This is a genomic window from Flavobacterium sp., from assembly GCF_046296355.1.
Taxonomy (GTDB): domain Bacteria; phylum Bacteroidota; class Bacteroidia; order Flavobacteriales; family Flavobacteriaceae; genus Flavobacterium.
Window position 1 is genome coordinate 1 of record NZ_JBKBLM010000017.1, and the last position, 23,575, is coordinate 23,575.

Below are 23,575 nucleotides of genomic sequence, written 5' to 3' on the forward strand. Positions count from 1 at the left end.
GGGTTTTTTGTTATTTAAATCCTAAGCGATTTTTTAATTTTAAAAACAATAAGGCAATGGCATAAGCATCGTCTGAGGCTGAATTCTTTTCGCTCAAAGGAAGTTTGTAATGCTTAACCAAGTCATCAATAGAAAAAGATTTATTGCTGATATCCATTAACTTTTGATGCATGATTTCAATGTCTAAGGCTTCATTTCTTAACTTACCACAATCCATTTTTTCCAAGGCTTCGTTGATAAGTTCTATATCAAAATGAATGCGATGACCAACCAAAACCGCATTGCCGATATATTCCACTAAGGCTTGAATGGCATTGTATTCGGCCAGTTTAGGCAACTTGCTTTCGATTAAAAATTCATTGGACAAACCATTATCGTGAAGGTATTTGTATTGCAGTATAACTACTTCAAAATTATCGCCAATGATTACCACATCATTTACTACCGCGATTGCACCAAAAGACAAAATCACATCTTTTTTTGGGTTTAAACCGGTAGTTTCCGTACTTAAAATGACATACCTGTTGGATTTGGTTTCAAACTTAGATAAGTAAGTCTTCCAAAATTCAGGATGCTCTTTATTGATGTTTTTAATCCAATCCAGCATATCAGGAGAATTGTGTTAATTGAAATTTGTCTTTAATCAGTTCTTCCAACTCACGCATAGGTGACAAGGCGTTTTTGAGTTTTTCACGATCAACTTTAGTCAGTTCTTCAATATTGACAAAATCGCCCGAACTATCATTTTTCAAGCCTTCAAGCGTTCTAAATTTGGATAAAATCAAAAAGGCATCGGCACAATTTAAATAGATTTCAGAAAACTTAGGATCAACCAAAGCCAATTGTTTGAAGCGAGAATAGGTATTGTTAATACCGCGTAAATTCAAGCTGATGGCAAATAATCGGGCACCGTCGACCAATGGCATGATGGCTCTGTTTTTAATGTCAAATTTGCCTTTGTGTTCGCCTTCTTCTTCCAAATTGAATTTTTTAAAGAAATTAAGCGGTGGGTTTTTGCGCAAAGCATCATTGCCCAAATAGTCAAAGAACAGTGCGTTATTCTTGGTGTTTTTAAATATCAAATCGGAGATGGTATCTTCAATTTTCCCTTCACCAAAAGCAATTTCGTAGTCAAAAAAGATACTGCTGATATCATTTGACTTTTCGCCCGGCGTTTTCATCCAGTTATTGTATTGCTTCATCCAATCGCTCAATGACTTACACCAAAGCATGTTGCTGGCCATGTGACCATTGGGACAAAATTGGTAACCAACTTTTTCTAATATAGCCGTAGTTCTTTTGGATAATTTCAAGAAATAATCTTTAACATCTCTGTATTTTTCAGCAGCGACATCTTCAAAAATCAGAATACTGTCTTGGTCTGTCAATAAAAGTTGTTCTTTTCGGCCTTGGCTTCCAATGCTCAACCACGCAAATCTGGATGGAGGAGAACCTAAGTCTAAGATAGCCAATTCAACAGAACGTTTTATAATAGCAGTGATAATTTCGCCTGTAATATTATAAATATGCGGTAATGGTATATTCTTAGCAATAGAAGTTTGAATCAAATCGGTTAGTTTTTCACGCACCAATTTTAATTCTTTAGGCGATAGGGAACGTTTAATTTCCTTAATCAAAACACCGGGATTATTGGCTTGAGCCACAATCAAATCATGTTCTGAAATAATGCCTTTTACTTCAGATTTATCAGAACCATCGGTAGTAACGCATAAATGACTGACGTTGTATTTTAGCAACAATAATTGTGCTTCAGCAACGGAAACATTTTCAGGAACGGTAATCACCGGTGCCGACATTATTTTGTCAACAGCAGTCGAAATAGGGAATCGGCCATTGGCAATTTTGGTTCTAAAGTCGGTGTCAGTTACAATTCCAATAGGACAGTTTTGTTCCAAAATAATGGCACTGTCAATCAGGTTTTCAGTCATCAACTGTGCGGCATCTTTTACAGCAGTATTTCCGGCAATTTTGAGTGGCGTTTTATTGTAGGCTAACGATTGAAAATACTGAATCTCATTTGATTGATTTTCGGTGTAAACGTTGTCAGTAATCAGTTTACCACGATTTTCTTTGTCAAAAGGATTGCGTGTATTGGTGGCAAAACTTTCCAGTAAAAAGTCTAAAACCTGTGGATTTTGAGCTACAAAAGGTTTGAAAGCTACAATAGGAATAGCGTAAACAATACTATCTTCACGCGATTTGGCGGTCATCATATAATTGTTTTTGGCAAAAAACGGGCGCAAACCAAAAACATCACCGGCATAACACTTATTCAATAACGTTTCTTCTGCATCTGCAATTACCGAAAGATTAATCACACCTGAAGCTACAACATAAAAACTATCGTGGAGTTTGTCGTCAATTTGGAACAAAATTTTATGCTTGTCTAAGTTGACAACACCAATACTGGTCGCAACCTGAATCAATTCGTCATGACTCAAATAATTGAATGGCGGATATTCTTTTAAAAAGTTGGCAATATTTTCAGCAATAGAATTACTCATGGCGCTAAATTTAAAATATATAAAACATTATTTATACCCCGACAAAAATAGTAAAGCTTTGGGCAAGTTAGGGGTAATTGTTAAAAACATTTGAAAACTAAAAGGAGTGGTTGATATTTGCTATTTAGAAAATACTATTTTACATAATATAAATTATAGTTCGTAAAATATACGTTTTTACCAAACTGAATATTGTTACGTAAATAGCTTATTTTCAAAACTATAAAATACCTTACTTCAATGTATGAATTTAGAAATTAAGCTCTCTAAACTTTTTACCAATGGCTAAAGTCAATTTGGTTTTATAATCTTCAATTAACCATTCACGATAATTCTTGCTAGTTTTCCCCAAACAATTTACAAAACGTTTGACGCGACTTTCAATATCATCGCCTAATAATTTGGACAACATTCTTGCGCCATTTAAATCGGTTGAATTTTCTACACACATTAAAGCATGTTGGTTAATCGATTTTTCCAGTACTTCTTTGGAACGCAAATTCAAGGCGGTATTCTTTTTGAATTCTTCTTCAATATCCATCGTGACCTCGACAGTTTTAGCAAACATCATCCGAATAGCATCCGGCATCGTATACTTGAAGTTAAACTCAATTTCTGCATCGTCACGCAGACTTTCCAAATAATACTCGGGAGATTTAAAAATATGCTGCCAATCTAAAGGATCATTCCACAAACCAAATCGCAAAGCATTGTTTCCTAAATCGATAACGGTAAAATTATCTTTGTGTGGCAATTTACGTGAACCACGACCAATCATTTGGAAATACAAAGTCAATGATTTTGTTGCGCGATTGAGTATAATGCTTTCTACTGTGGGTTCGTCAAATCCTGTCGTTAAGATGCCAACTGAGGTTAAAATGGCATCAGGTGTCTTTTTAAACCACTGTAAAATGTCTTTTCGGTCTTCGGCTGACGTTGTGTTGTCTAAGTGTTTGATAGGAAAACCGGCTTCTTTAAAAGTATCATAAACATACAATGACGTATTGATTCCATTGTTGAAAATCAAAGTTTTTTTGCCCAAGGATTTCTCGGTATAAGCATGCAATAATTTCTCTTGCATGACCATGTTCATATACAAATCATCCGAAGATTTCACGGTATAATCACCGTTGATTCCCACTTTAAGTGAAGTTAGTCCAACATCATAACTATAAGTGGTAGCTTTGGCCAAAAAACCTTTATCTATAAGCGATTGAATAGTATCACCAACGATTAATTCGTCATAATTTTGATGCATTGGCAACTTGATATTGGAACTCAAAGGCGTTGCAGTAACTCCTAAAATAAAGGATTTTTTGAATTGACTGAATAATTTTCGGAACGAATTGTAATGGGCTTCATCAATAATGACCAAACCCACATTGTCAATCATCAGTTTTTCGTCGTTCAAACGATTTTTCAGGGTTTCCACCATCGCTACAAAACAAGAATATTCATCTTGATCGGGCAATTCTTTAATGTTGCTGTTGATGATTTTGTTTTTAACATCAAAGCCTTTAAGCATTTTGGAGGTTTGCTTACAAAGCTCAATTCGGTGTGTCAAAACGACTACTTTCTTATCGTGTTGGGATAAATAACGGCGAACAATTTCAGAAAAAATCACTGTCTTTCCACCGCCGGTTGGCAATTGGTATAACAAGTGATGGTCATTTGGGGCATTATCCAAACGCTCAAAAATTTTGTCAATATCGCCTTTCTGGTAACCGTAAAGTTCCTTTTTTTCTTCTATTTCGGCATTAAAATCTTTCTGAGACATAGCGATTTGTACAATTTTGCAAAAGTACAGCTAAAAAAGAGTTAACGCACAATTAAATTTTCTAAATAACAAAAAATTAATATTCGAGCCTTTCTACAACAGCAATAAACTCATACTGATTGAACCAATTTTGGGCCATAGCCTCGTTTTTAACAGCCACTACTCTACTTTTAAAATCATCCAGAATTCCCCTTTCAATCATAAAACTAACTGCTTGTTGGTAGGATGTCAGCATACTTTTGAAAAACAATTCCTGTTTGATTACTCTTTCAGCTGAAAATGTCTGAGCAATTTCAATATTGTAAAGCATGATATCGGCAATGATAAAAGAGTCAACACCAAGCGATATGAAATGTTTGATGAATTTTTGGGCAACAGAGCGACGCATTTTGGCCTTTTTACTTTTCACAGGAAAGTATTCGTTAGAGATTTTGAACTTGGCTTCGCGAACTAATTTGTCTTCATTGGGATTAAAAGCAAAATCATAATAGACTTTTACATCGCTGAATTTGTCATATAGCTCTATAATTTGCTCTTCCAATTGGGCTTTGGAAAGTTCGGTTAGGTATTTCTTTAAATCTCTTTTACTCATCTTGAATTTATACTAACAAAAGTAACCGCTTTTTCTTTCTTTATTAATGTTATTACTTAATTTTGTCATCAAATAAAAAAAACATGACCAAGCTTTTTAAGTTCACAGCCATTGCTGAAGGCATTTCCTATCTGGTTTTATTCTTTAATATGTTGGTTATCAAACCCACCAATTTAGATTTGTATAAAACGTTGTTATTTCCAATAGGAATGGCGCATGGCGTTTTGTTTATTGGTTATGTAATATTGGCTTTTGTCATATTCAACCCTCAGAAATGGAGTTTAAAAGAATTGGCCATCGTTCAATTTGCGTCATTATTACCGTTTGCTACTTTTTATGTGGAAAAAAAATATGTAAAAAATGCATAAAATCTTCGAAAAAATCTTTGGTTGGAGTTATCCGCTTTTTAAAAAATGGGATTTTGGCGAAACGCTTTCATCCTATTTAAGTTTGGCGATTAACATCCTGATTTTAGGTTTTATTGCCTACACTATATTCTTGGTTTTCAGGTTTGCTTTGGTGAGAATCATGATTATAATTGCCCGAAGAACCAAAACCAGATTTGATGATTTATTAGTTTCCAACAAAACAGCGAAATACACTGCGCATCTGATTCCGTTGTTGTTTATCTACAAATCGGTTCCTATTATTTTAGAGAATTTTGTGTATTGGGAAGGCATTTTCGGGAAACTGGTCGGGATTTATATTGTATTGTTGAGTTTGTGGATTATTAAAACCATACTCAACGCGTTTCGAGATCATTTAAAATCAAATCCATCCTATAGTGATAAGCCTATTGATAGTTATATTCAGGTAATTATGATAGTGCTTTGGACTTTTGGTTTTATCATTATTGTTTCCAAAGTGTTTGATATTAGTACCAATGCAATGTTGGGAACATTCGGAGCTATTTCGGCTATCATCATTTTGATTTTTAGAGATACCATATTGGGTTTTGTGGCTAGTGTCCAAGTTTCTTTGAATGATATGGTGCGGATTGGTGATTGGATTACTTTTGACAAATTTGGTGCCGATGGCGATGTAATCGAAATCAATTTGGCTACAGTAAAGGTTCGAAATTTTGACAACACCACAACAACGATTCCCACCTATAGCATGATTTCCGATTCTTTCCGAAACTGGCGCGGTATGTTGGATTCCAATGGTAGAAGAATCAAAAGGCACATTCTAATCAAAGCCAACAGTATTCGTTTTTTAGACGAGAAAGAATTGGAAGAGTTAAAGAAAATCCAATTGGTAACGCATTACATTGAGCATCGTCAAGTCGAAATTGATAAGTTTAATCAATCCCATAGTATCGATAAGTCTTTGTTGATTAACGGTAGGAATATGACCAACTTTGGGTTGTTCCGAAAATACATTACCCAATATTTAAGCCAATATCCTGGTTTGAATAAGGATATGATTTTGTTATGTCGTCAATTGCAGCCAACGGCTCAAGGAATTCCGTTGGAGATTTATACTTTCTCCAATGATAAAAGATTTGAGAACTACGAATACATTATGGCCGATATTTTTGATCACATCTTTGCCTCAATTCCTTATTTTGACCTGGAAATTTATGAGATGCCTTCAGGCAAAAGTGATTTTGTAGATCAATAATCGGTTAATCTGTCCTGAATATACTCGATTTGTGTTTTTCCGTGTGGTTTTGGTTTACCGTCCTGTCCTAGGCTTACCATAGTAATACTGTCAATAGTGATGATAATTTCGCGGGTCATCATATTTCTTACTTGACAAGTTAAAGTTAATGATGAAGCTCCGAATTTGACAACGTCAATACCGATTTCTACTATATCACCTTGTTTGGCAGAACTTCTGAAATTAATCTCCGACATGTGTTTGGTCACAATTTTTGGGTTTTCCAATTGGATGATAGAATACAAGGCCAATTCTTCATCAATCCAAGCCAAAAGTCTGCCGCCGAATAAAGTACTGTTCGGATTTAAATCTTCGGGTTTTACCCATTTTCTGGTGTGAAATCTCATAGAAAATAATTTGTTTACCAAAATTAATAAATTTCGTTAGGGCAATACTTTTTTTGGCAATTCATTAACCGAAATCGTTTTCATGAGTTAAGGTCTCATTGATTTATTGTAAATATTCAGTGAAAACAAGCTCTCTTCGTCCATTAAAAGGCAAAAAAGTTGATTATTAATTGTAAACCTATATATTTGCATTGATTTTAACATTTAATTGTATATTAAATTCCTCGTGTATGAAAAAAAACCTACTTACCCTATTCGCATTTTTATTCATTTATTCGGCCAACGCACAAGTTGCAGTTGATACAACCGGTTTACTTGGAGATAGCTATAACAAATGGTCTATTGAACTTTCAGTTGGACAAGGCAAAGGTGTAAAGCCTTATGCTGATGGCTATTTTTCCAGTAATCCGGATAAAGTTTTCGGAGGATTACAACTTAATTCCTTTGGGATTGGTGCTCGATACATGATTAGTCCAAAATTTGGTTTGAAATTCGATTTCAACTATGAGAATTTCAAAAACCAAAGCGGTAGCGAAAGCTTAGAGTTTGAAATGCTTCAATACAGAACCGGTATTCAAGGAGTTGTTAATGCTGTTCGTTTATTCGGAATTGAGGAAGCGGCAGGAAGATTCGGATTGCTTTTGCATGGTGGTCTTAACTTTGCTTATATGCAGCCACAAACAGTGGCGCCTGGTCACAACAAAGGAAGACATGAATGGAATGGTGGTTTAATTGTTGGGTTTTCCCCACAATTCAGACTAACCAATTCATTAGCCCTATTTGCTGATTTGAGTACCATGAATAATTACAGACAACATTTTAATTGGGATGGTTCTTATGCCGAAAGCACAGATAATCTTTCAGGACAACAGGTATTGTTGGCATTTGGATTGTCATATTCGTTCGGTAACGAGAAAATTCACGGAGATTGGGCTATTATCCAAGACAAAAAAGACAAAGAAATAGAAGAATTAAACAATAGAATCGGTGAAATCGAAACCTTGATGAACGATGCTGATAAAGATGGTGTGCCTGATTATTTGGATGTTGAAAATAATTCTATCGCCGGAGTGGCTGTAGATACGAAAGGAAGAATGGTTGACAAAAATACCAATGGCGTTCCTGACGAATTAGAAAAATACATTGATAATTCAATAACCAATAACAATACAAACAATGCCACATTGTCTAAAAACATGTTAGAACAATTGATAAATGAAGGTTATATTGCAGCTTATTTTGACAAAAGCAATTCACAACCAACACCTGCTTCTGCAGATAACATTGGTTTCGTGCTGAATTACTTAAGAAACAATCCAACCGCATCAATTGAAATTTCAGGTTATGCTGACGAAGTTGGTAGCAGTGCTAAAAATGAAAAGCTAGCCGATGCCAGAGCAGAAAACGTAAAAGCAATTTTGGTTAAAGCCGGCATTAATCCATCAAGATTAAATGCTAAAGGAGCCGGAATTGACAGCTCAGTTGATAAGAACTCAGAGTACGCAAGACGACTAGTTCGCAAGGCAGTATTCAAGATAACTAATTAACAATTAATTATTGATAACTATAAAATGACCTCTGTTTTACGACAGGGGTTTTTTTATAACTTTAAAATATCTGATAGTAAGATATAAACTTAAAACAAAACCACCATGGAAGCCAGAGACAATAATGTTCTAGAATTAAGAGGAGAATCTTTAGGAACAATCACAAGTCAGTCCTCGCTCGAGGAAGTTTTTCAAAATAAAACCCTTCGTCCTATCTTAAAGTTACAGAATGATTTGTTCATTCAGGTTTTCATTAATTACGCTATGAAACAAAAGAATGTTTTCTTTACTCTAACACCCGAAAAGAAAATGGCCTATGTGGAGAATGTAATCCAAAGAGACATCAAATTCAGAAACTCTCTTAAAGGAATGGTTATCGCCTTTTTTACTTTGGATGAATATGCTGAATACATTCAAAACTCTTCCAATCTCAATAAAAGAATGATGAATATGTTAGTTGAGAGACTTAAGAGTCAAATCCAATTAATTGAACTCGAAGCTTAGTTACTGACGTTTTTATAGTAGACTAACAGTTTTAACTACTGTTTATAGACACTTGCGGAATTTATATTACTGTTATTCTTGACAATAATTAAATTCAGTATTTGTATTTACTACTTTTTTTGGAGAATTTTCAAAAACTAAATATTATTAAATATTTTATCGCAAAACTTAATAAGATTCAAAGTTTTACGCATTTCACAACAAATTTTTCATTATAATTGTTAAAACGAATAACAATTATGAAAGAGGAATATTTTAAATGGTATTCGCCTAATTTAAGCCGTGAAATCCAAATGCTGGTTTTCGGACATGCCGGCTATCCGGTCATCCTCTTCCCCACTTCAATGGGAAGTTACCACGAAAATAAAGACCAAGGATTAATAGAAAGTGCTCGCTGGTACATCGAACAAGGATTGATACAAATCTTTTGTCCGGACAGTATTGACAAAGACAGTTTTTATAACAAAAGCATTCATCCTGTCCATCGCATTCAAAATCATGTTTGGTATGATAAAATGATTTGCCACGAAATTGTTGAACGCGTTAAAAACAATACTTACGCCGGAAAAGTAGCCGTAGCCGGTTGCAGTTTTGGCGGTTATCATGCAGCTAATTTTGCTTTTAAACATCCCGGATATGTTAGTCATATGTTTTCACTTAGCGGCGCATTTTCAATCAAAAGTTTTATGGATGGACATTGGGACGACAATGTATTTTACAATAGCCCGGAAGATTATTTACACGGATTAAACGACGGTGAATTATGGAATATGGATATCATTCTTGGTACTTCCAATTGGGATATCTGTTTTGATGCCAATTTGAAACTGAGCAAAATTCTTTCCCAAAGAGACATTCCGCATTGGTTAGACATACGGCAAGACCGAGAACACGATTGGCCGGTTTGGCGCGAAATGTTTCCGCATTATTTATCCAGAATTAAGTTTTTTTAAAAATAATAACTAAGACAAAACAATAACACAAGAGATATGAAAAAGATAGGTATTTTATTCGGAATGGAAGACACTTTTCCCTACGCATTCATCGAAAGAGTCAATTCAAAAAATGAGAAAGGCATTATTGCTGAAGCTGTAACCATAGACAAAGTCGTTCAAAACAAAGGTGGAGAATATGCTGTGATTATCGACAGGATTTCACAAGACGTTCCATTTTATCGCGCGTATTTAAAAAATGCAGCGTTAACCGGAACCAACGTAATCAATAATCCGTTTTGGTGGAGTGCCGATGATAAATTCTTCAACAACTGTCTAGCTGATACTGTTGGCGTTCCATTGCCTAACACTGTAATTCTGCCTTCAGCGGAACATCCGACAGATACCACTTCCAAATCCTTCAGAAATCTGAAATACCCAATGGATTGGGAAGGAATTTTCGAATACATAGGTTTTCCGGCTTATATGAAACCTTACGCCGGCGGTGGTTGGAAAAACGTTTATCGCCTTGAAAACAAAGAAGAATTTTGGCAAAAACACCAAGAAACCGGTCAGTTGGTTATGCTTTTACAAGAAGAAATTGTCTTCGATGATTATTACCGCGTGTATTGTTTGGGCGGAAAAGCGGTTAGAATTATGCCCTACGAACCAAGAAATCCGCACCATTTAAGATATGTTGTAGAAAATCCGAATACGGATAAAAAATTGATGGCAACTATTAAAGATTATACGCTTCGCCTTTGCAAAGGTTTAGGCTATGATTTCAATACCGTTGAATTTGCGGTTCGTGACGGCATTCCATACGCGATCGACTTCGGAAATCCTGCTCCTGATGCTGAATATACTTCGGTTGGCGCGGAGAACTTTGAATGGGTTGTGGAAGAAGCCGCTAAAATGGCCATAGCTTTCGCTAAAAAACAAAAACCAGGGAAAGTCAACCTAACTTGGGGAGATTTTATTAAAAATGCTGCAGCAGAAAAATAATAGCTTTCCTTTAATTTAAAAGTGAAATAATGACGAAGCAATTACCCGTATTTACCTTAGGCGTAGAAGAGGAATACCAAATTATAGACCCACAAACCCGTGATTTACGATCGCATTTGTCTAAGATTGTAGATGGTGCCAAAATCATTTTAAACGAACAGGTAAAAGCCGAAATGCATCAATCTGTGGTGGAAGTCGGAACCAATATTTGTAAAAATGTCAAAGAAGCCAAAGATGAAATTCGGTTTCTGCGAAGTAAAATTGTTGAATTGGCGGCCAAACAAAACTTAGTTGTTGGCGGTGCCGGAACGCATCCGTTTTCGCGTTGGCAAGACCAACCCATTACCGACGATCCAAGATACCATCACATCGTAAATGAATTACAAGATGCGGCGCGTTCCAATTTGATTTTTGGGATGCATTGCCATGTTGGGATTGAAAATCGTGAAATTGGTTTGCAATTAATGAATCAGGCGACTTATTTTTTACCGCACATCTTTGCATTGTCAACAAATTCTCCTTTTTGGGAAGGCAGAAATACCGGTTACAAGTCATTCAGAACTAAAGTATTCGATAAGTTTCCAAGAACCGGTTTGCCCGAATATTTCGATAGCGTTCAAGCGTATGATAATTATTTGGAAACGCTTGTTAAAACCAAATGCATCGACAATCCGAAGAAAATTTGGTGGGATTTGCGTTTGCATCCTTTTTACGATACCATTGAATTTCGCATCACCGATATGAGTTTGACCGTTGATGAAGCGATGTGTATTGTTGCCATAATCCAAGCGGTTGTGGCTAAGTTATACAAGTTGACTATGGCGAATACCAGTTTTAATATCTATAGAATTGCTTTGATAAAGGAAAATAAATTCCGTGCCGCGCGTTATGGAGTTGAAGGCAATATGATTGATTTTGGTTTGCAACAAGAAGTCAATACAAAAAGCTTAATCCTCGAATTGCTTGAGTTTATCGATGATGTGGTTGATGAATTATGCAGTCGTGATGAAATCAATTATGTTCACACCATTTTAAATAACGGAACCGGTGCCGATAAACAATTAGCCGTTTTCAATCAAACACAGGATTTAACTAAAGTGGTAGATATGATTACGTCAGAATTTACCAGAGGATTGTAATGTTTTAAGTTATAAGTTGTTAGTTGTAGGTTAGTATTTGTTGATAGCCTTTTGAAAACTTACAACTCAGAACATACAACCCACAACCATAAAAGTTATCTTTGCATTACCAAATTGTAAAAAAATGAATCACCCCATTCGCATAGCGATTTTAGACATGTACAACGGAGAACCCAACCAAGGAATGCGTTGTATCATTGATATTATTAATAGATTTAACCAAATTGTTACGTTCCAAGTTTTTGATGTCAGAGGTAAATCTGAGTTTCCGGATATTCAGAAGTATGATATTTTTATTTCTACCGGCGGACCGGGAAATCCTCTCGAAGGCGATGGTTGGGATTTGAAATGGTATGATTTTGTGGACCAACTCTGGAATTGGAACAAAGACCAAAAAGTCAAAAAACACATGTTATTCATTTGTCATTCGTTCCAAATGGCTTGTCATCACTTCGGTTTGGCAACGATTAATAAACGAAAAGCCACTTCGTTCGGGGTAATGACCATTCACAAAACCGAAGCAGGAACCAATGATCCCATTTTAGAAGGTTTGAACAATCCTTTTTACGCCATTGATAGTCGCGATTACCAAGTGGTTCAGCCTAAGTTGAGTATTTTTAGCAAAAAAGGCGCGATGATTATCGCTTTAGAAAAAATAAGAACGCATGTAGAATACGAACGCGCTATTATGGGCGTACGTTTTTCGGATGAGTTTGTTGGGTTGCAATTTCACCCCGAAGCGGATGCATTAAGTTTTGTGGCGAATTTGAAAAACAAAGAAAGACGTGAACACATTATTGCCATGAAAGGCAAAACCAAGTTCCGCGATATGTTGGAAGATTTATTGGATGAAGACAAAATCTATAAAACCAACGAAACCATTATTCCGAATTTCTTGCGCATTGCTATCAATGATTTGATGAAACACAGAAAATCGCTTTCCAATTAGATTTATAAAATGAATCCAAAATACCGCCAACTTTTCAACGACAACTTTACCGTGGCCAAATACGAAGCCATGCAAGACGATATCACTTCAGATTTCGATTATAAAGTGACATTCCGAATTGGCGAAACTCCTTTTTTTATTTCGAATGAGTTAAAAGCACAGTTGTTAGAAGGTTGTCAGGAAGTTATTAATTTCATTCAAAAGGACGACTTCAAATCACTTACCGATAGGGCTTTAGAATTAAATCGAAAAGTACCTAACGAAGACAATCACACCACGTTTTTAGCCATCGATTTTGGCATTTGTGAAGAAGATGGCGAGATTGTTCCCAAGTTAATTGAAGTACAAGGTTTTCCTTCGCTATTCAATTTTCAGAATCATTTGTCCCTAAAATTTGTCAACCACTACCCTTTTCTGTCTGAGTTAACGCCGTTTCTGAATGGATTAAATCCGGAAAGTTATTTGAAATTAATAGAAGAGGTTATCTGCAATGACTTCCCAAAAGAGAACGTAATCCTTCTCGAAATCGAACCCGAAAAACAAAACACCAAGATAGATTTCTATTATTGTCAAAGAGATTTAGGCATTCCGGTGGTTTGTGTGACCGAGTTGTACGAAAAGCAAAACCAACTATTCTATAAAAATAAACAAGGCAAAGAAACGCAAGTAAAACGCATTTACAATCGAGTAATTTTTGACGAATTGGATTTGCGAACTGACTTACAGTTAAATTTCGATTTTTCAAAAGAATACGATGTAGAATGGGCCGGTCATCCGAATTGGTTTTTCAGAATCAGCAAGTTCATTTTGCCTTATTTGAAAGGAAAATATTTTATTGAAACCACTTTGCTTTCCGACTTAAAAGAAATCCCAACTGATTTAGAGAATTATGTTTTAAAACCTTTGTTTTCTTTTTCAGGAAGCGGCGTGATTTTCCATGTAAAGCCGGGAGATATTGAAGGTGTTAAAGAAAAAGACTTGTACATATTGCAGAAAAAAGTCAATTACAAACCCATAATCCAATCGCCTGACGGCAAAGTTAAAGCCGAAGTTCGTTTGCTTGCTGTATGGAAAAAAGACACGCCATCTCCTACTCTAGTAACTAATTTAGTAAGATTAAGTCGTGGGGAAATGATTGGCGTAAAATTCAATAAAGACAAAGATTGGGTTGGTGGAACCGTTGGGATGTTTGAGAAATGAGTTTCACAGAGATTCACGGAGAAACACTAGAGATTCACAGAGATTTAAAAATATTTAACTTAAATATTTTTTCTTTACTTCTAAAAAGGTTTTGGAAGTATTCACCAATTCATTTACAATTTCGCTTCTCAAAGTTTCTAAATCTTCATATTTTAAATACTTCGCCCAATCTTCTTGAGTCAAAACTTCTTTGATCGTTCTGATGGTTTTAGCGGTTTCTTTGGCATTTCGCAATACCACTTTTTCGTTGTTATCTATAGTTAGTTTGTGGTAGAAATTAACTTCCTTGGTATCCAAATTCACTTTGACAAAAAATAGCTTTGAAGTATCATCATTAGAATAAAAGTTGGTCCAATTTGCAAAAGCGACCGTGATGTTTTGATTCTTAAATTCAGTCAACGGAATCAATCGCCAATGGCAATTCGCTACTCTGCCCCAATGATTGGAAATGCGGTACAAACCCTCAGCCGTAAAAATGTATTGGCTTCCGGATTGACTGGTGTAATTGATTTTTAAATCCTTGATTTCAGAAAAAGGCACTTCTTTCCAAATACAAAATGTATGCGAATGAAAGTTAAGTTTGGTGTAGGTTTTATTGGCCACAAATATTGTTTTAAAAGGGTTCTCGATACATTCCGATTGCATCGGAACACTCGAACTGACGAATACAACAATGTTTGTGTATTCGTGGTTAAAATTTTAATGCAATTTCTTAACCGCTTCTTGTTGGGCTACTGTAGCAAAATCTCTAATCAAACGTTCAGCATAATCGTCTAATAATTCGCGGACACGTGCGTGTTTGTCGCTTTTCACCACCAATCCGGCGTGGTATTCTAAAGGAACACGGAAACACACTTCACCATCACTAAAACCGGATAAATCAGGATGTTCAAATTTGGACAAAGTCAGTACAATTCCGGCGTATTCTTTTTTGATGTTTGGCAATTTGTATTCTTTGCCTTTGACTAACGCATCTTCAATTTTTGCCCATTCTGCCCATAGATTCACTCCACAAGCTGCTTCTACCATTTCGGCTAAATGAGCCCCGCCAACCCGAGAAGCCGTTTCTAAAAAGTAAATTTTTCCATCATCATTGCATTTGATAAACTCGGTGTGATTAGCGCCATGTTGCATGCCAAATGCTTTCATCACTTGCTCATTTTGCTTTTTGATGGCTTTATCATCTTTGGAATCATACGGAATATTGGCACTTCTGAAAATACCTCCGCCTTGGGAGATTTCCATTGGCGTGGCCAAATATTGAGAAGTTATGGAAAACAAAGTTTTGCCGTGCCAATTCAATCCGTCACAATGATACACTGCTCCGGGTTTGAATTGTTCTACTAAATACTTAATTCTATTATCACCTAAACCGTGAATCTTTTCCCAAAGTTCATCTTTGGAATGGACTTTCATAATTCCGGATGCCGAAGCCTCCGAACGCGGTTTTAAAACCCACGGTGGCGAAACGGTATCGGCAAACTCATTGATTTCTTCATCATTGAATAGCGGACTGAACGCCGGAATCGAAATACCGGCATCTTTGGCACGCATTCTCATGGCTAATTTGTCTCGGAAATACCTTCCCGTGGTTTGTCCCATTCCGGACATGCGCAAATTTTCACGCAAATACGCTGCTTTTTCTACATCAAAATCATCTAAGGCAACGATGCCGTCAATCTTTCTTTCTCGCATTAAACCGGCAACACCGGATAAAAGTTCTTCTAAATTCCAATCAACATCTTGTCCGGGCATGAAATAAATTTCATCAATATAATCAAAGGCCCAAGGTTTGTCGCGCAACTTCTCGGAAGTGATTAAATAGACTTTATTGCCCTGTTTCTTTAAATTAATTAAGAAATCATTCCCTTTAAAATAATTGGAAATACAGATGAAATTCTTGATTGGATTTTCCATAAGCTATAGATTTTCAATAAATTTAGTAATTAAATGTACGCCATAAGCAGTCGCATGTTTGGTTTTGGCAAATTCACTGTCTCCAAAAGCTACGCCTGCTATATCCAAATGTGCCCACGATTTATGGTCTTCGGTAAAATACTCTAAAAACTTAGCTGCCGAAATCGCTCCGGCAACAGGTTTCCCTGAATAGTTTTTCACATCGGCAATTTCACTATCGATATCCGGTTTGTAAGCATCCCAAAGCGGTAATTGCCACAAACGCTCTCCAATCGCATCGCCTGATTGTTGTAGTTTTTTGGACAACGCTTCATTATTGGTAAACAATCCGGCGCATTCGTAGCCTAAAGTACCTACAACGCTTCCGGTTAAAGTGGCTAAATCGATTACGGTTTCGGGTTTGTAGTTTTTGATTAAATAAGACAAGCCATCAACCAAAATCAATCTGCCTTCCGCATCAGTATCTATGATTTCTATGGAATGTCCAGCATAACTTTGAATCACATCGCTTGGCATAAAAGAATGCGCATCGACTGAATTCTCACACGCAGGAACAATAGCCGTTACGCGATAAGGTAAATGCAAATCGGCGACCAATTGCATAGCGCCTAAAACCGCTCCGGCTCCGGCCATATCACATTTCATTTGAACCATTCCGGCGGTTTTAATATTCAATCCTCCGGTGTCGAATGTGATTCCTTTTCCAACCAAACCGATGTGCTTTTTGGATTTCTCGGGTTTGTATTCCATGATGATGAATTGCGGTTCATTGGCACTGCCTTTTCCGACTGACAGAAAAGAATGCAAACCTACTTCTGTCGATTTTTCTTTACCAAAAACCGTTACGTCAAAACCATATTTTTTGCCTGCATCGGTTGCCCAATCGGCTAGGTATTTTGGGTTGACTTTGTTTGGCGGTAAATCGACTAAATTGAAGGTTTCTAATTGGGCATTGGCTATTTTGATGCCTTTATTGATGGCTTCTTCAATATCCCCTTTGGCTAAATATTGTAATTCGAAATTGTCGTTGGTAAAAGGATGCGCTTCATTTTTTTTGTAATGTCCTAAATCATAAGTACCCAAAACCAATCCGGAAACAGCGGCTTCTACTTCACTCGCATTGAATTTATCCGGAAAAACCAAAGCTACATTTTGACCGAACACTTCTTTTTGTTTGGCTGCAATTCTTCTGAAAATGGTTTTAATCGATTTGTAATCAATCTCTTTTCCGAGACCGATAAAGACATGAGTACAATCGTATTTTTCTACTAAATAATGGGTGTCCTTTTTGCCGTAAAATACTTTGGCGGAAACGGTAACTCCATGGTATTCGATGGGAACAATACTTTTGGCATTGGTTTCGAAAACCGGAATTAAAATCGTACCGACAAATCCGTCTAAGGTTTTGATGTGTTTTGTCTTCATAATTATTCTTCTTTTGTACTGAAATAAAGCCATTCAATTGCTTTAGGGAATTCGTCACTCCAGTATCTTTCGTTGTGTTTGCCTTCCATGTTGATGCTTAGTCGCACTTTCATTTTATCGGCAAAGCCTTCTTTTTTTAGTAATCGTTTTTTGAAATTCTTTACATGATCAATCATGGTTGCGCTTTCATCGCCGCCGGCATAAAGATAAATTCGCGTGTCTTGCGGTTCATCCATATCGAGGAATGACAATTTTATCTTTGGAACAACCCATAACGATGGCGAAAAGATCATTAGTTTGCCAAAGAGTTCCGGATACATAATCCCCGAAAAGATACTCACCAATCCACCCATAGAGCTACCGCCGATTCCGGTGTGTTCGCGTTCGGGTTTGGTTCTGAAATTGGCATCTACAAAAGGTTTTAAAGTTTCGGTTACAAAGCGAATATACTTTTTGCCTTCACCACTACCGAGTACTGTATTGCCGACATTGTATTCTTTGATTCTTTCTTTTTCGGCATGTTCAACGGCGATGATGATGATTTTACCAATCTTGTATTCGGCCATTACAGCGAGTTTTTTATCTATTTCCCAATTGCCGTATTTGGCTTTTTCGTTGAATAGATTCTGAGCATCTTGTAAATACAATACCGGATAAGTTTCGGTTGTTTTTTCGTAATCATGAGGCAACAACGCCCAAACCCTGCGGGTTTTGTTCAATTGCGGAATCTCGAATTCTTCGGAAATTAAATGGACTTTTGGCAAAAACTTAGATTTGAATGGCAACCAATTGTGACGCCACTTCGCTACATGCTCTTTGCGAACGCCATTGTGTTGTTTACAGCTTCTGTTTTCGGTACGGTTGCCGAATTTATCTATTTCTACTTCGCTCCAATCGCCTCGGGTGAATTTGTATAAAAGTTCGTCGGGATAAGAGAAATCGTGGGCAAATTTGTAATGGTACAAGCCTTGTCCCACGCGTTCCATTTCAAATTGTTTGTCTTGGGTTTCCCAGTTATTGAAGTTTCCCGAGATATAAACCGGTCTTTCGTCGTCTTCGTCGGTGGTTAAAATTATATTGAGTTGGGGTTCAATAATTTTCTTAAGGGTTAAATCTTCCGCTACATTGTCTTCGGTTCTGCGCATGCTTTTTAATCATTTTTACATAGAACGTAAATATACTTTATTGGGGTTGGATTACAAAGCCTTTTTCAAAAATTAGCAGATAATCGATAATGCGTATTTTTTATTGAAATATCTTAATTTATTTCACTTTAAAATAAAAAAACCTAACAGAAATGACTGTTAGGTTTGGGTTTATAAGATAAAAAAATAACTAATCTTCTTCTTGTTCTCCTCCGGTTTCAGGAGCTGCTATTTCGGTATTGCCACCATTGGCTCTGATTTCGGTGTGGCGAACTTCACCACCTGAGGTGCCTACTTCTTTTACCAAAACTGCGGTCACTATGGTTAACAATAAAGTAATCCAGGTAAATAGGTTGGCTTTGGAGTGTTTTTTAAGATTGGCAATTAATGATAACAAAGCAAAAGCGCCGGTTACATAGAGTACCAAAATAAACTTCTCGGCTAATTCTTCGTGTTCGTGAATGATTTTTTTGCCAACACTAGGCATGTCTTCCACCAATTCTTCTGCGCCTTCGCCGGTTGACATGGCCGCAAAACCAAAAACAGCCGAAACCATCAGCAATACAAAGGCGGTGTTCTTCACGGTATTATTTTTTAAGACAATACCGGCGATTAAAATTCCCAATCCAAAAATCGTCCCGATGATTGGAAAATGGTTAACTAATAAGTGTAAGTGTGCGTCGTTCATGGATTTAGTGGTTTAATTGGTTTCAAAAATACTATTAATTTCTTAGTCAAAATATGATAAATATCAACTGTTTTATCACTTAGTAAAGCCCAAAATTACTTTGGTGCCTTTGTTTTCTTTGCTTTCAATTTGCAAATCTATTTGCAGTAATAATGACAATCTTTTTACGATAGACAATCCTAAGCCGGTGCCTTTAATTTCAGGATGTTCGTTTGATTTAGAGCGATAGAATTGGTCAAATATCTTTTGCAAATCTTCTTCCGCTATCCCAATTCCCTGATCGGAAATGGAACAAATTAATTGGCTATCGCTTTCTAAAATATCAAAGGTAATGGTGTCATTAGGTTTAGAATACTTCACGGCATTCGTCAAAATATTATTGACAATAATACAAAGCAAATACGAATCGGTATTGACATAATACTCTTTGTCGAAATTAGCAATGCACTTGATTTTCTTCTCTGCAATAATGGTGGTATTTCTGGAAATGACATCCAAAAATAACCCGTTTAGCGAAACCCTTTCAATCTTTAAAGTCTGTTTTTGGTTTTCGAATCGGGCTAATAAAAGTAGCTCATCTACCAAATGGTTTAGTCGATTTACTTCGCTTACACAGAAATCAATCTTTTCTTTATACTCCTCAGGATTACGGGGTTTGCGCACTAATACTTCTAAAGTTCCTTTAATTACAGCTAATGGCGTTCTGAGTTCGTGTGAGGCATCAGAAGTAAATTGCTTTTCACGTTCAATGGCATTTTCTACCCTATCGAGCAGGTTATTGATGGTTTGGGAAAGTGTGAATAACTCGTCACGATTGAGTGGTAGCGGAATCCTCGATTTTAGATTGTCTTTGGTGATAATATTAGAAGTTTCTATGATAGCACTAATTGGTTTTATGCTTCTACCGGCGATGAATCGGGCGATGAGGAATAAAATGATTAAGATGATGGGATAAGCCACTAACAAGATGACAAACAAGTTGTGTAAAACCATAGCCGAATCTTCTAGTGACATGGCTACAATTAAATACCCGATGATTTTAGTCCCTTGGTAAAGCGGTACTTGTATTTGGCGAACAGCAATGTTTTCGAGCTTGGTGTCAAACAATTCGTTTACCGGTGCCTTGGGCTTGTAGGTTAGTTGTTTTTGCTTCAGGTTGGGCGATTTCTCTACCATAGCGCCCAATTCGTCAACAAACTGTATGAAAGCCGGACTGACTTCTACTTTATTGAACTGACTGGTTTTCCATTCTTCTTCTTCGATTAGGAGTACACAGTTTTCTATGACTTCTATTTCCTTTAGATGTTTGGCAACTTCGGTTTTGATTTCGTTGTTAACCCTGATGTAGACACTGAATCTAACTATGGAATAAATCACAAAGAACACCACCAAAATCAATAAGGCAGTGGTGATAATATAATTGGAAGCGATTCTGTTTTTAAAAGAAAACTGTTGCATTTAATGGGTCAAAAATATTTAATAGTACATTTTATTTAAGCTTCTGAAAAAATTAGCCACAGATTACACAGATTTTACTGATTTACACGGATTAATCAGTGCTAATCTATGCTCTAATTACTCATCATTAGCGATATAACCAACCCCACGAATGGTTTTGATGTAATCCTCCTCTACCTTTAGGTTTAGTTTTTTTCTGATGGCATTCATGAATACATCAATTACACCGGTGTCGTATTCAAAATGGATATCCCACACGTCTTGAATGATTTGTGTTCTGGAGCAAACTGTTCCTTTGTTTTTAACCAAATAGTGTAGCAAATCAAACTCTTTTTGGGTAAGTGACACCTCTTTTTTATCGACTGTAACTTGGTGTTTTTGCAAGTTTATTTCAACCGGTCCAAGGGTTAAGACATCACTCTCGACCTTGTCTCTAAGTTGCACTTTGATGCGTTCTACGAGTTCGTCAAAGCTAAACGGTTTTTTGATGTAATCATTGGCGCCGGCTTTGAGACCTTCAACGGTTTCTTGCACAGTGTCTTTGGCGGTTAGGAATATAACGGGGATTTTGGTGTTTTGCACTCTTATGGCTTTGCATATTTCTAAGCCGGTCATTTTGGGTAACATCCAGTCTAATAACACTAAATCAAACTTGGTGTTTTCAAAAAGCTCTAATCCTGCTTTTCCATTGTTGGCTGCACTAACTTGATAACCTTCTTCTTCTAAACCTTGCTTGAGGAACTGCACTATGCCTTCTTCGTCCTCTACTATTAGAATGTGTTTCATATCATTGGGTTTGTAGTGCTAATGTACTGCTTTTTATGTTTTGGCGATAGTGAAGGTTTTGTTTTTAAGGGAAAATTAATTTGGATGATGTTACACAGAGATGCACAAAGAAGCACTGAGATTCACGGAGAAAAGACAACTAATCATTTACTGCACTTTGATTGGGCTTTAATAGGTCTTTGATTGGGCTTTGATTGGGAGTAGTAGCTTTTAAAAGTATCATGAACAACTTTACCATGGCTTACCATAACTTACCTATGGCTTTACTATGACTTTACTATGGCTTTACTACGGCTTTACTACGGCTTTACTACGGCTTTACTACGGCTTTAATACGGCTTAGCAGGTTTATAAACATTAGAGTTTAAAAGTACATTTATAGGAAAATTATGTTAATAACTTCACTATAATTCCCTATTGATGGGGATTGGATGGTGGTTGGGAATTTTGTAAGTTTGGTATTAATCTACTGATAAGAGTTATACTTATAGGAGAGTTGGTGCTGACTGCTGTCGGAAAGTAATAGAGAAGTTAAACTTGAAAATTTATGTACGGAAGAGTTATATTATTATTTGTTAGTTTAGTCATATTCTCTTGTAAAAAGAAAGATGCTATTGAAACAAAAAAACACACACAAGAGAGAATAAAATACAAAGTTCAATTTCCAGATACTGTAATAGTAAACAAACCGTACAACGGAGTCATAAAATATCAAAGTTCTTTAGACACAGTCACTACAACTTTTGATGATAAAAAGAAAAATCGCTACGTACTATTTTTTATGACGATCACACAAAATCCAAATTATGATGAGAAACACTTAAAACAAATCTTTAGTGACACATTTGGAGCATCAAACAACAGAGAAATAGATATAGAGAATATTCAATTTAATAAGCCAGGTATTTTTTATATTGATGGAATTATTAATGATTATGTTGTAATTGATTTAGATAAGAAAAATAAAGAAGGTACTAAAATCGTGAGAGAAATTGAAGATGAGAAAAGAGTTACTCATAAAGTTGTTGTAATAGGTAAAAGTCAGTGATAACAGCAGTTTGTAACTACTGCGCACTTGGGCTTGCTCCGAATTTTCTTCGAAAATTCAAAAAGGAGTTTCATATTTAGAATCATCAGTAATAAATCATGACAGCAGTTACAAGCTGCAAGACGTAAGCAAACATTATGAAAGAAAAAAAAATATACAAAATAACTTTATTAGCACTATTGTTTTGCTCCTATTGTGGTGCTCAAACCTCTGATTTTATTGTCACTACAGCTCAAGATACTATTTATGTTGATAAGGTAACTGTAACCGACTTTGGAGTAAAAACAAAGGTTGCCGGCAACAAGAAAAAATATCAAGTAGACGAGATAATTAGTTATTATACAGTCAATAAAAACGAGTATTATGAACGCATACCGGTCGAAAAAAAAGAACGCAAAGCTCCGGATAGATATGATTATCAGAGAAATGAAAATTTCTATTTAGAGCAATATAAAAATGATAAACAGTACAAATTTATTCAAAGATTAACCCAAGGTAAAGTTAAATTATTTTGCGAAGTTGAAATACTAGGCGGCACAGGTACAGCAGGTCAAGCGGGATATTTTGCTCCTAGTGAAAAGCGGTTTTATTATATCGCAATATATGATTCAAAATTAGAACCCATCACTAAGGAATCCAATATTAAATTATTTGATTTTAATCATGGTTTAACATTAAATACAGCAGTTTATGAAGTATTAAAACTATATCTTTATGGAAACGAGGACATAGCTGTTAAACTTGATAATTTATTTAATTCAAAACCAATTGCAAAAGAAAAGCAAATTATAGAATTGATTAATGAGTATAATCTTTGGGTAAAATCAAATAAATAACGACTTGTAGTAGCAGTTTGCAACATCTGTGTGGCTTGGTTTGTCCACCGAATTTTCTTCGAAAATTCAAAAAGGAGTTTTATATTTGAATAA

Annotated in this window: 23 protein-coding genes; 11 read left to right on the forward strand and 12 right to left on the reverse strand. The window is 36.0% G+C overall.

The window, feature by feature from the left end; all coding sequences use genetic code 11:
* Positions 1–10 precede the first annotated feature (10 nt).
* From ACK4HO_RS08110 to ACK4HO_RS08125, 4 genes are all read right to left on the reverse strand, one after another.
* Entirely contained in the window at positions 11–607 is a 597-nt protein-coding gene (locus tag ACK4HO_RS08110; protein WP_409664731.1) for a PolC-type DNA polymerase III, read from the reverse strand.
* Position 608: 1 nt separating this feature from the next.
* A complete protein-coding gene (locus ACK4HO_RS08115) occupies positions 609–2,525 on the reverse strand; it encodes a DUF294 nucleotidyltransferase-like domain-containing protein (RefSeq protein WP_409664733.1) in 1,917 nt (638 codons plus the stop codon).
* Between the two features lie 250 nt (positions 2,526–2,775).
* Positions 2,776–4,302, reverse strand: coding sequence for a DEAD/DEAH box helicase (locus ACK4HO_RS08120; RefSeq protein ID WP_409664735.1), 1,527 nt, complete (start codon positions 4,300–4,302; stop codon positions 2,776–2,778).
* A 76-nt stretch (positions 4,303–4,378) separates the two neighbouring features.
* The gene (locus ACK4HO_RS08125) at positions 4,379–4,894 is read right to left on the reverse strand and encodes a DUF6155 family protein (protein ID WP_409664737.1); all 516 of its coding nucleotides are present in this window, start codon (positions 4,892–4,894) and stop codon (positions 4,379–4,381) included.
* Between the two features lie 83 nt (positions 4,895–4,977).
* On the opposite strand from ACK4HO_RS08125, the gene ACK4HO_RS08130 reads away from it, so the two are divergent.
* Together ACK4HO_RS08130 and ACK4HO_RS08135 are read left to right on the forward strand one after the other, a co-directional pair.
* Positions 4,978–5,262 carry a DUF3817 domain-containing protein gene (locus ACK4HO_RS08130; RefSeq protein WP_409664739.1) on the forward strand — a complete coding sequence of 95 codons (285 nt, stop codon included), beginning with the start codon at positions 4,978–4,980 and terminating at the stop codon, positions 5,260–5,262.
* Entirely contained in the window at positions 5,255–6,517 is a 1,263-nt protein-coding gene (locus tag ACK4HO_RS08135) for a mechanosensitive ion channel family protein (protein WP_409664741.1), read from the forward strand. The genes ACK4HO_RS08130 and ACK4HO_RS08135 overlap by 8 nt, the downstream gene beginning before the upstream one ends.
* Here ACK4HO_RS08135 and ACK4HO_RS08140 read toward each other — a convergent pair.
* Positions 6,511–6,903 carry an acyl-CoA thioesterase gene (locus ACK4HO_RS08140; RefSeq protein ID WP_409664743.1) on the reverse strand — a complete coding sequence of 131 codons (393 nt, stop codon included), beginning with the start codon at positions 6,901–6,903 and terminating at the stop codon, positions 6,511–6,513. The genes ACK4HO_RS08135 and ACK4HO_RS08140 overlap by 7 nt on opposite strands.
* A gap of 230 nt (positions 6,904–7,133) precedes the next feature.
* Between ACK4HO_RS08140 and ACK4HO_RS08145 the strand changes: the two genes are divergently transcribed.
* The 7 genes from ACK4HO_RS08145 to ACK4HO_RS08175 all read left to right on the forward strand — a co-directional run bounded on the left by ACK4HO_RS08145 (position 7,134) and on the right by ACK4HO_RS08175 (position 14,179).
* The gene (locus ACK4HO_RS08145; RefSeq protein WP_409664744.1) at positions 7,134–8,450 is read left to right on the forward strand and encodes an OmpA family protein; all 1,317 of its coding nucleotides are present in this window, start codon (positions 7,134–7,136) and stop codon (positions 8,448–8,450) included.
* A 105-nt stretch (positions 8,451–8,555) separates the two neighbouring features.
* Positions 8,556–8,954 (forward strand): glyoxalase, encoded by a 399-nt coding sequence (locus tag ACK4HO_RS08150; protein ID WP_409664746.1) that lies wholly within the window; start codon positions 8,556–8,558, stop codon positions 8,952–8,954.
* A 239-nt stretch (positions 8,955–9,193) separates the two neighbouring features.
* On the forward strand, positions 9,194–9,907 hold the full coding sequence (locus tag ACK4HO_RS08155) for an esterase family protein (protein WP_409664748.1): 714 nt from the start codon (positions 9,194–9,196) through the stop codon (positions 9,905–9,907).
* 36 nt (positions 9,908–9,943) lie between these two features.
* Positions 9,944–10,891, forward strand: coding sequence for a RimK family alpha-L-glutamate ligase (locus tag ACK4HO_RS08160; RefSeq protein ID WP_409664750.1), 948 nt, complete (start codon positions 9,944–9,946; stop codon positions 10,889–10,891).
* A 29-nt stretch (positions 10,892–10,920) separates the two neighbouring features.
* On the forward strand, positions 10,921–12,030 hold the full coding sequence (locus tag ACK4HO_RS08165; protein ID WP_409664752.1) for a carboxylate-amine ligase: 1,110 nt from the start codon (positions 10,921–10,923) through the stop codon (positions 12,028–12,030).
* A 124-nt stretch (positions 12,031–12,154) separates the two neighbouring features.
* A complete protein-coding gene (locus ACK4HO_RS08170) occupies positions 12,155–12,979 on the forward strand; it encodes a type 1 glutamine amidotransferase (RefSeq protein WP_409664753.1) in 825 nt (274 codons plus the stop codon).
* Positions 12,980–12,988: 9 nt separating this feature from the next.
* A complete protein-coding gene (locus ACK4HO_RS08175; RefSeq protein ID WP_409664754.1) occupies positions 12,989–14,179 on the forward strand; it encodes a hypothetical protein in 1,191 nt (396 codons plus the stop codon).
* A 54-nt stretch (positions 14,180–14,233) separates the two neighbouring features.
* Here ACK4HO_RS08175 and ACK4HO_RS08180 read toward each other — a convergent pair whose 3' ends face one another.
* The 7 genes from ACK4HO_RS08180 to ACK4HO_RS08210 form a co-directional block, all read right to left on the reverse strand.
* Positions 14,234–14,782 (reverse strand): hypothetical protein, encoded by a 549-nt coding sequence (locus ACK4HO_RS08180; RefSeq protein WP_409664756.1) that lies wholly within the window; start codon positions 14,780–14,782, stop codon positions 14,234–14,236.
* A 96-nt stretch (positions 14,783–14,878) separates the two neighbouring features.
* The gene (locus ACK4HO_RS08185) at positions 14,879–16,096 is read right to left on the reverse strand and encodes an acetyl-CoA carboxylase biotin carboxylase subunit family protein (RefSeq protein WP_409664758.1); all 1,218 of its coding nucleotides are present in this window, start codon (positions 16,094–16,096) and stop codon (positions 14,879–14,881) included.
* Positions 16,097–16,099: 3 nt separating this feature from the next.
* Positions 16,100–17,521, reverse strand: coding sequence for a leucyl aminopeptidase family protein (locus tag ACK4HO_RS08190; RefSeq protein ID WP_409664759.1), 1,422 nt, complete (start codon positions 17,519–17,521; stop codon positions 16,100–16,102).
* Between the two features lie 2 nt (positions 17,522–17,523).
* Positions 17,524–18,666 (reverse strand): alpha/beta hydrolase, encoded by a 1,143-nt coding sequence (locus tag ACK4HO_RS08195; protein WP_409664761.1) that lies wholly within the window; start codon positions 18,664–18,666, stop codon positions 17,524–17,526.
* 190 nt (positions 18,667–18,856) lie between these two features.
* Positions 18,857–19,354, reverse strand: a complete 498-nt coding sequence (locus tag ACK4HO_RS08200; RefSeq protein WP_409664763.1) for a DUF2231 domain-containing protein — start codon at positions 19,352–19,354, stop codon at positions 18,857–18,859.
* A 75-nt stretch (positions 19,355–19,429) separates the two neighbouring features.
* Positions 19,430–20,812 carry a sensor histidine kinase gene (locus tag ACK4HO_RS08205; RefSeq protein WP_409664764.1) on the reverse strand — a complete coding sequence of 461 codons (1,383 nt, stop codon included), beginning with the start codon at positions 20,810–20,812 and terminating at the stop codon, positions 19,430–19,432.
* 117 nt (positions 20,813–20,929) lie between these two features.
* Complete coding sequence (locus ACK4HO_RS08210; RefSeq protein WP_409664766.1) at positions 20,930–21,598, reverse strand: response regulator transcription factor; 669 nt, start codon at positions 21,596–21,598, stop codon at positions 20,930–20,932.
* A gap of 547 nt (positions 21,599–22,145) precedes the next feature.
* On the opposite strand from ACK4HO_RS08210, the gene ACK4HO_RS08215 reads away from it, so the two are divergent.
* Together ACK4HO_RS08215 and ACK4HO_RS08220 are read left to right on the forward strand one after the other, a co-directional pair.
* The gene (locus ACK4HO_RS08215) at positions 22,146–22,646 is read left to right on the forward strand and encodes a hypothetical protein (RefSeq protein ID WP_409664767.1); all 501 of its coding nucleotides are present in this window, start codon (positions 22,146–22,148) and stop codon (positions 22,644–22,646) included.
* 137 nt (positions 22,647–22,783) lie between these two features.
* On the forward strand, positions 22,784–23,482 hold the full coding sequence (locus ACK4HO_RS08220) for a hypothetical protein (protein ID WP_409664769.1): 699 nt from the start codon (positions 22,784–22,786) through the stop codon (positions 23,480–23,482).
* Positions 23,483–23,575: the final 93 nt, after the last annotated feature.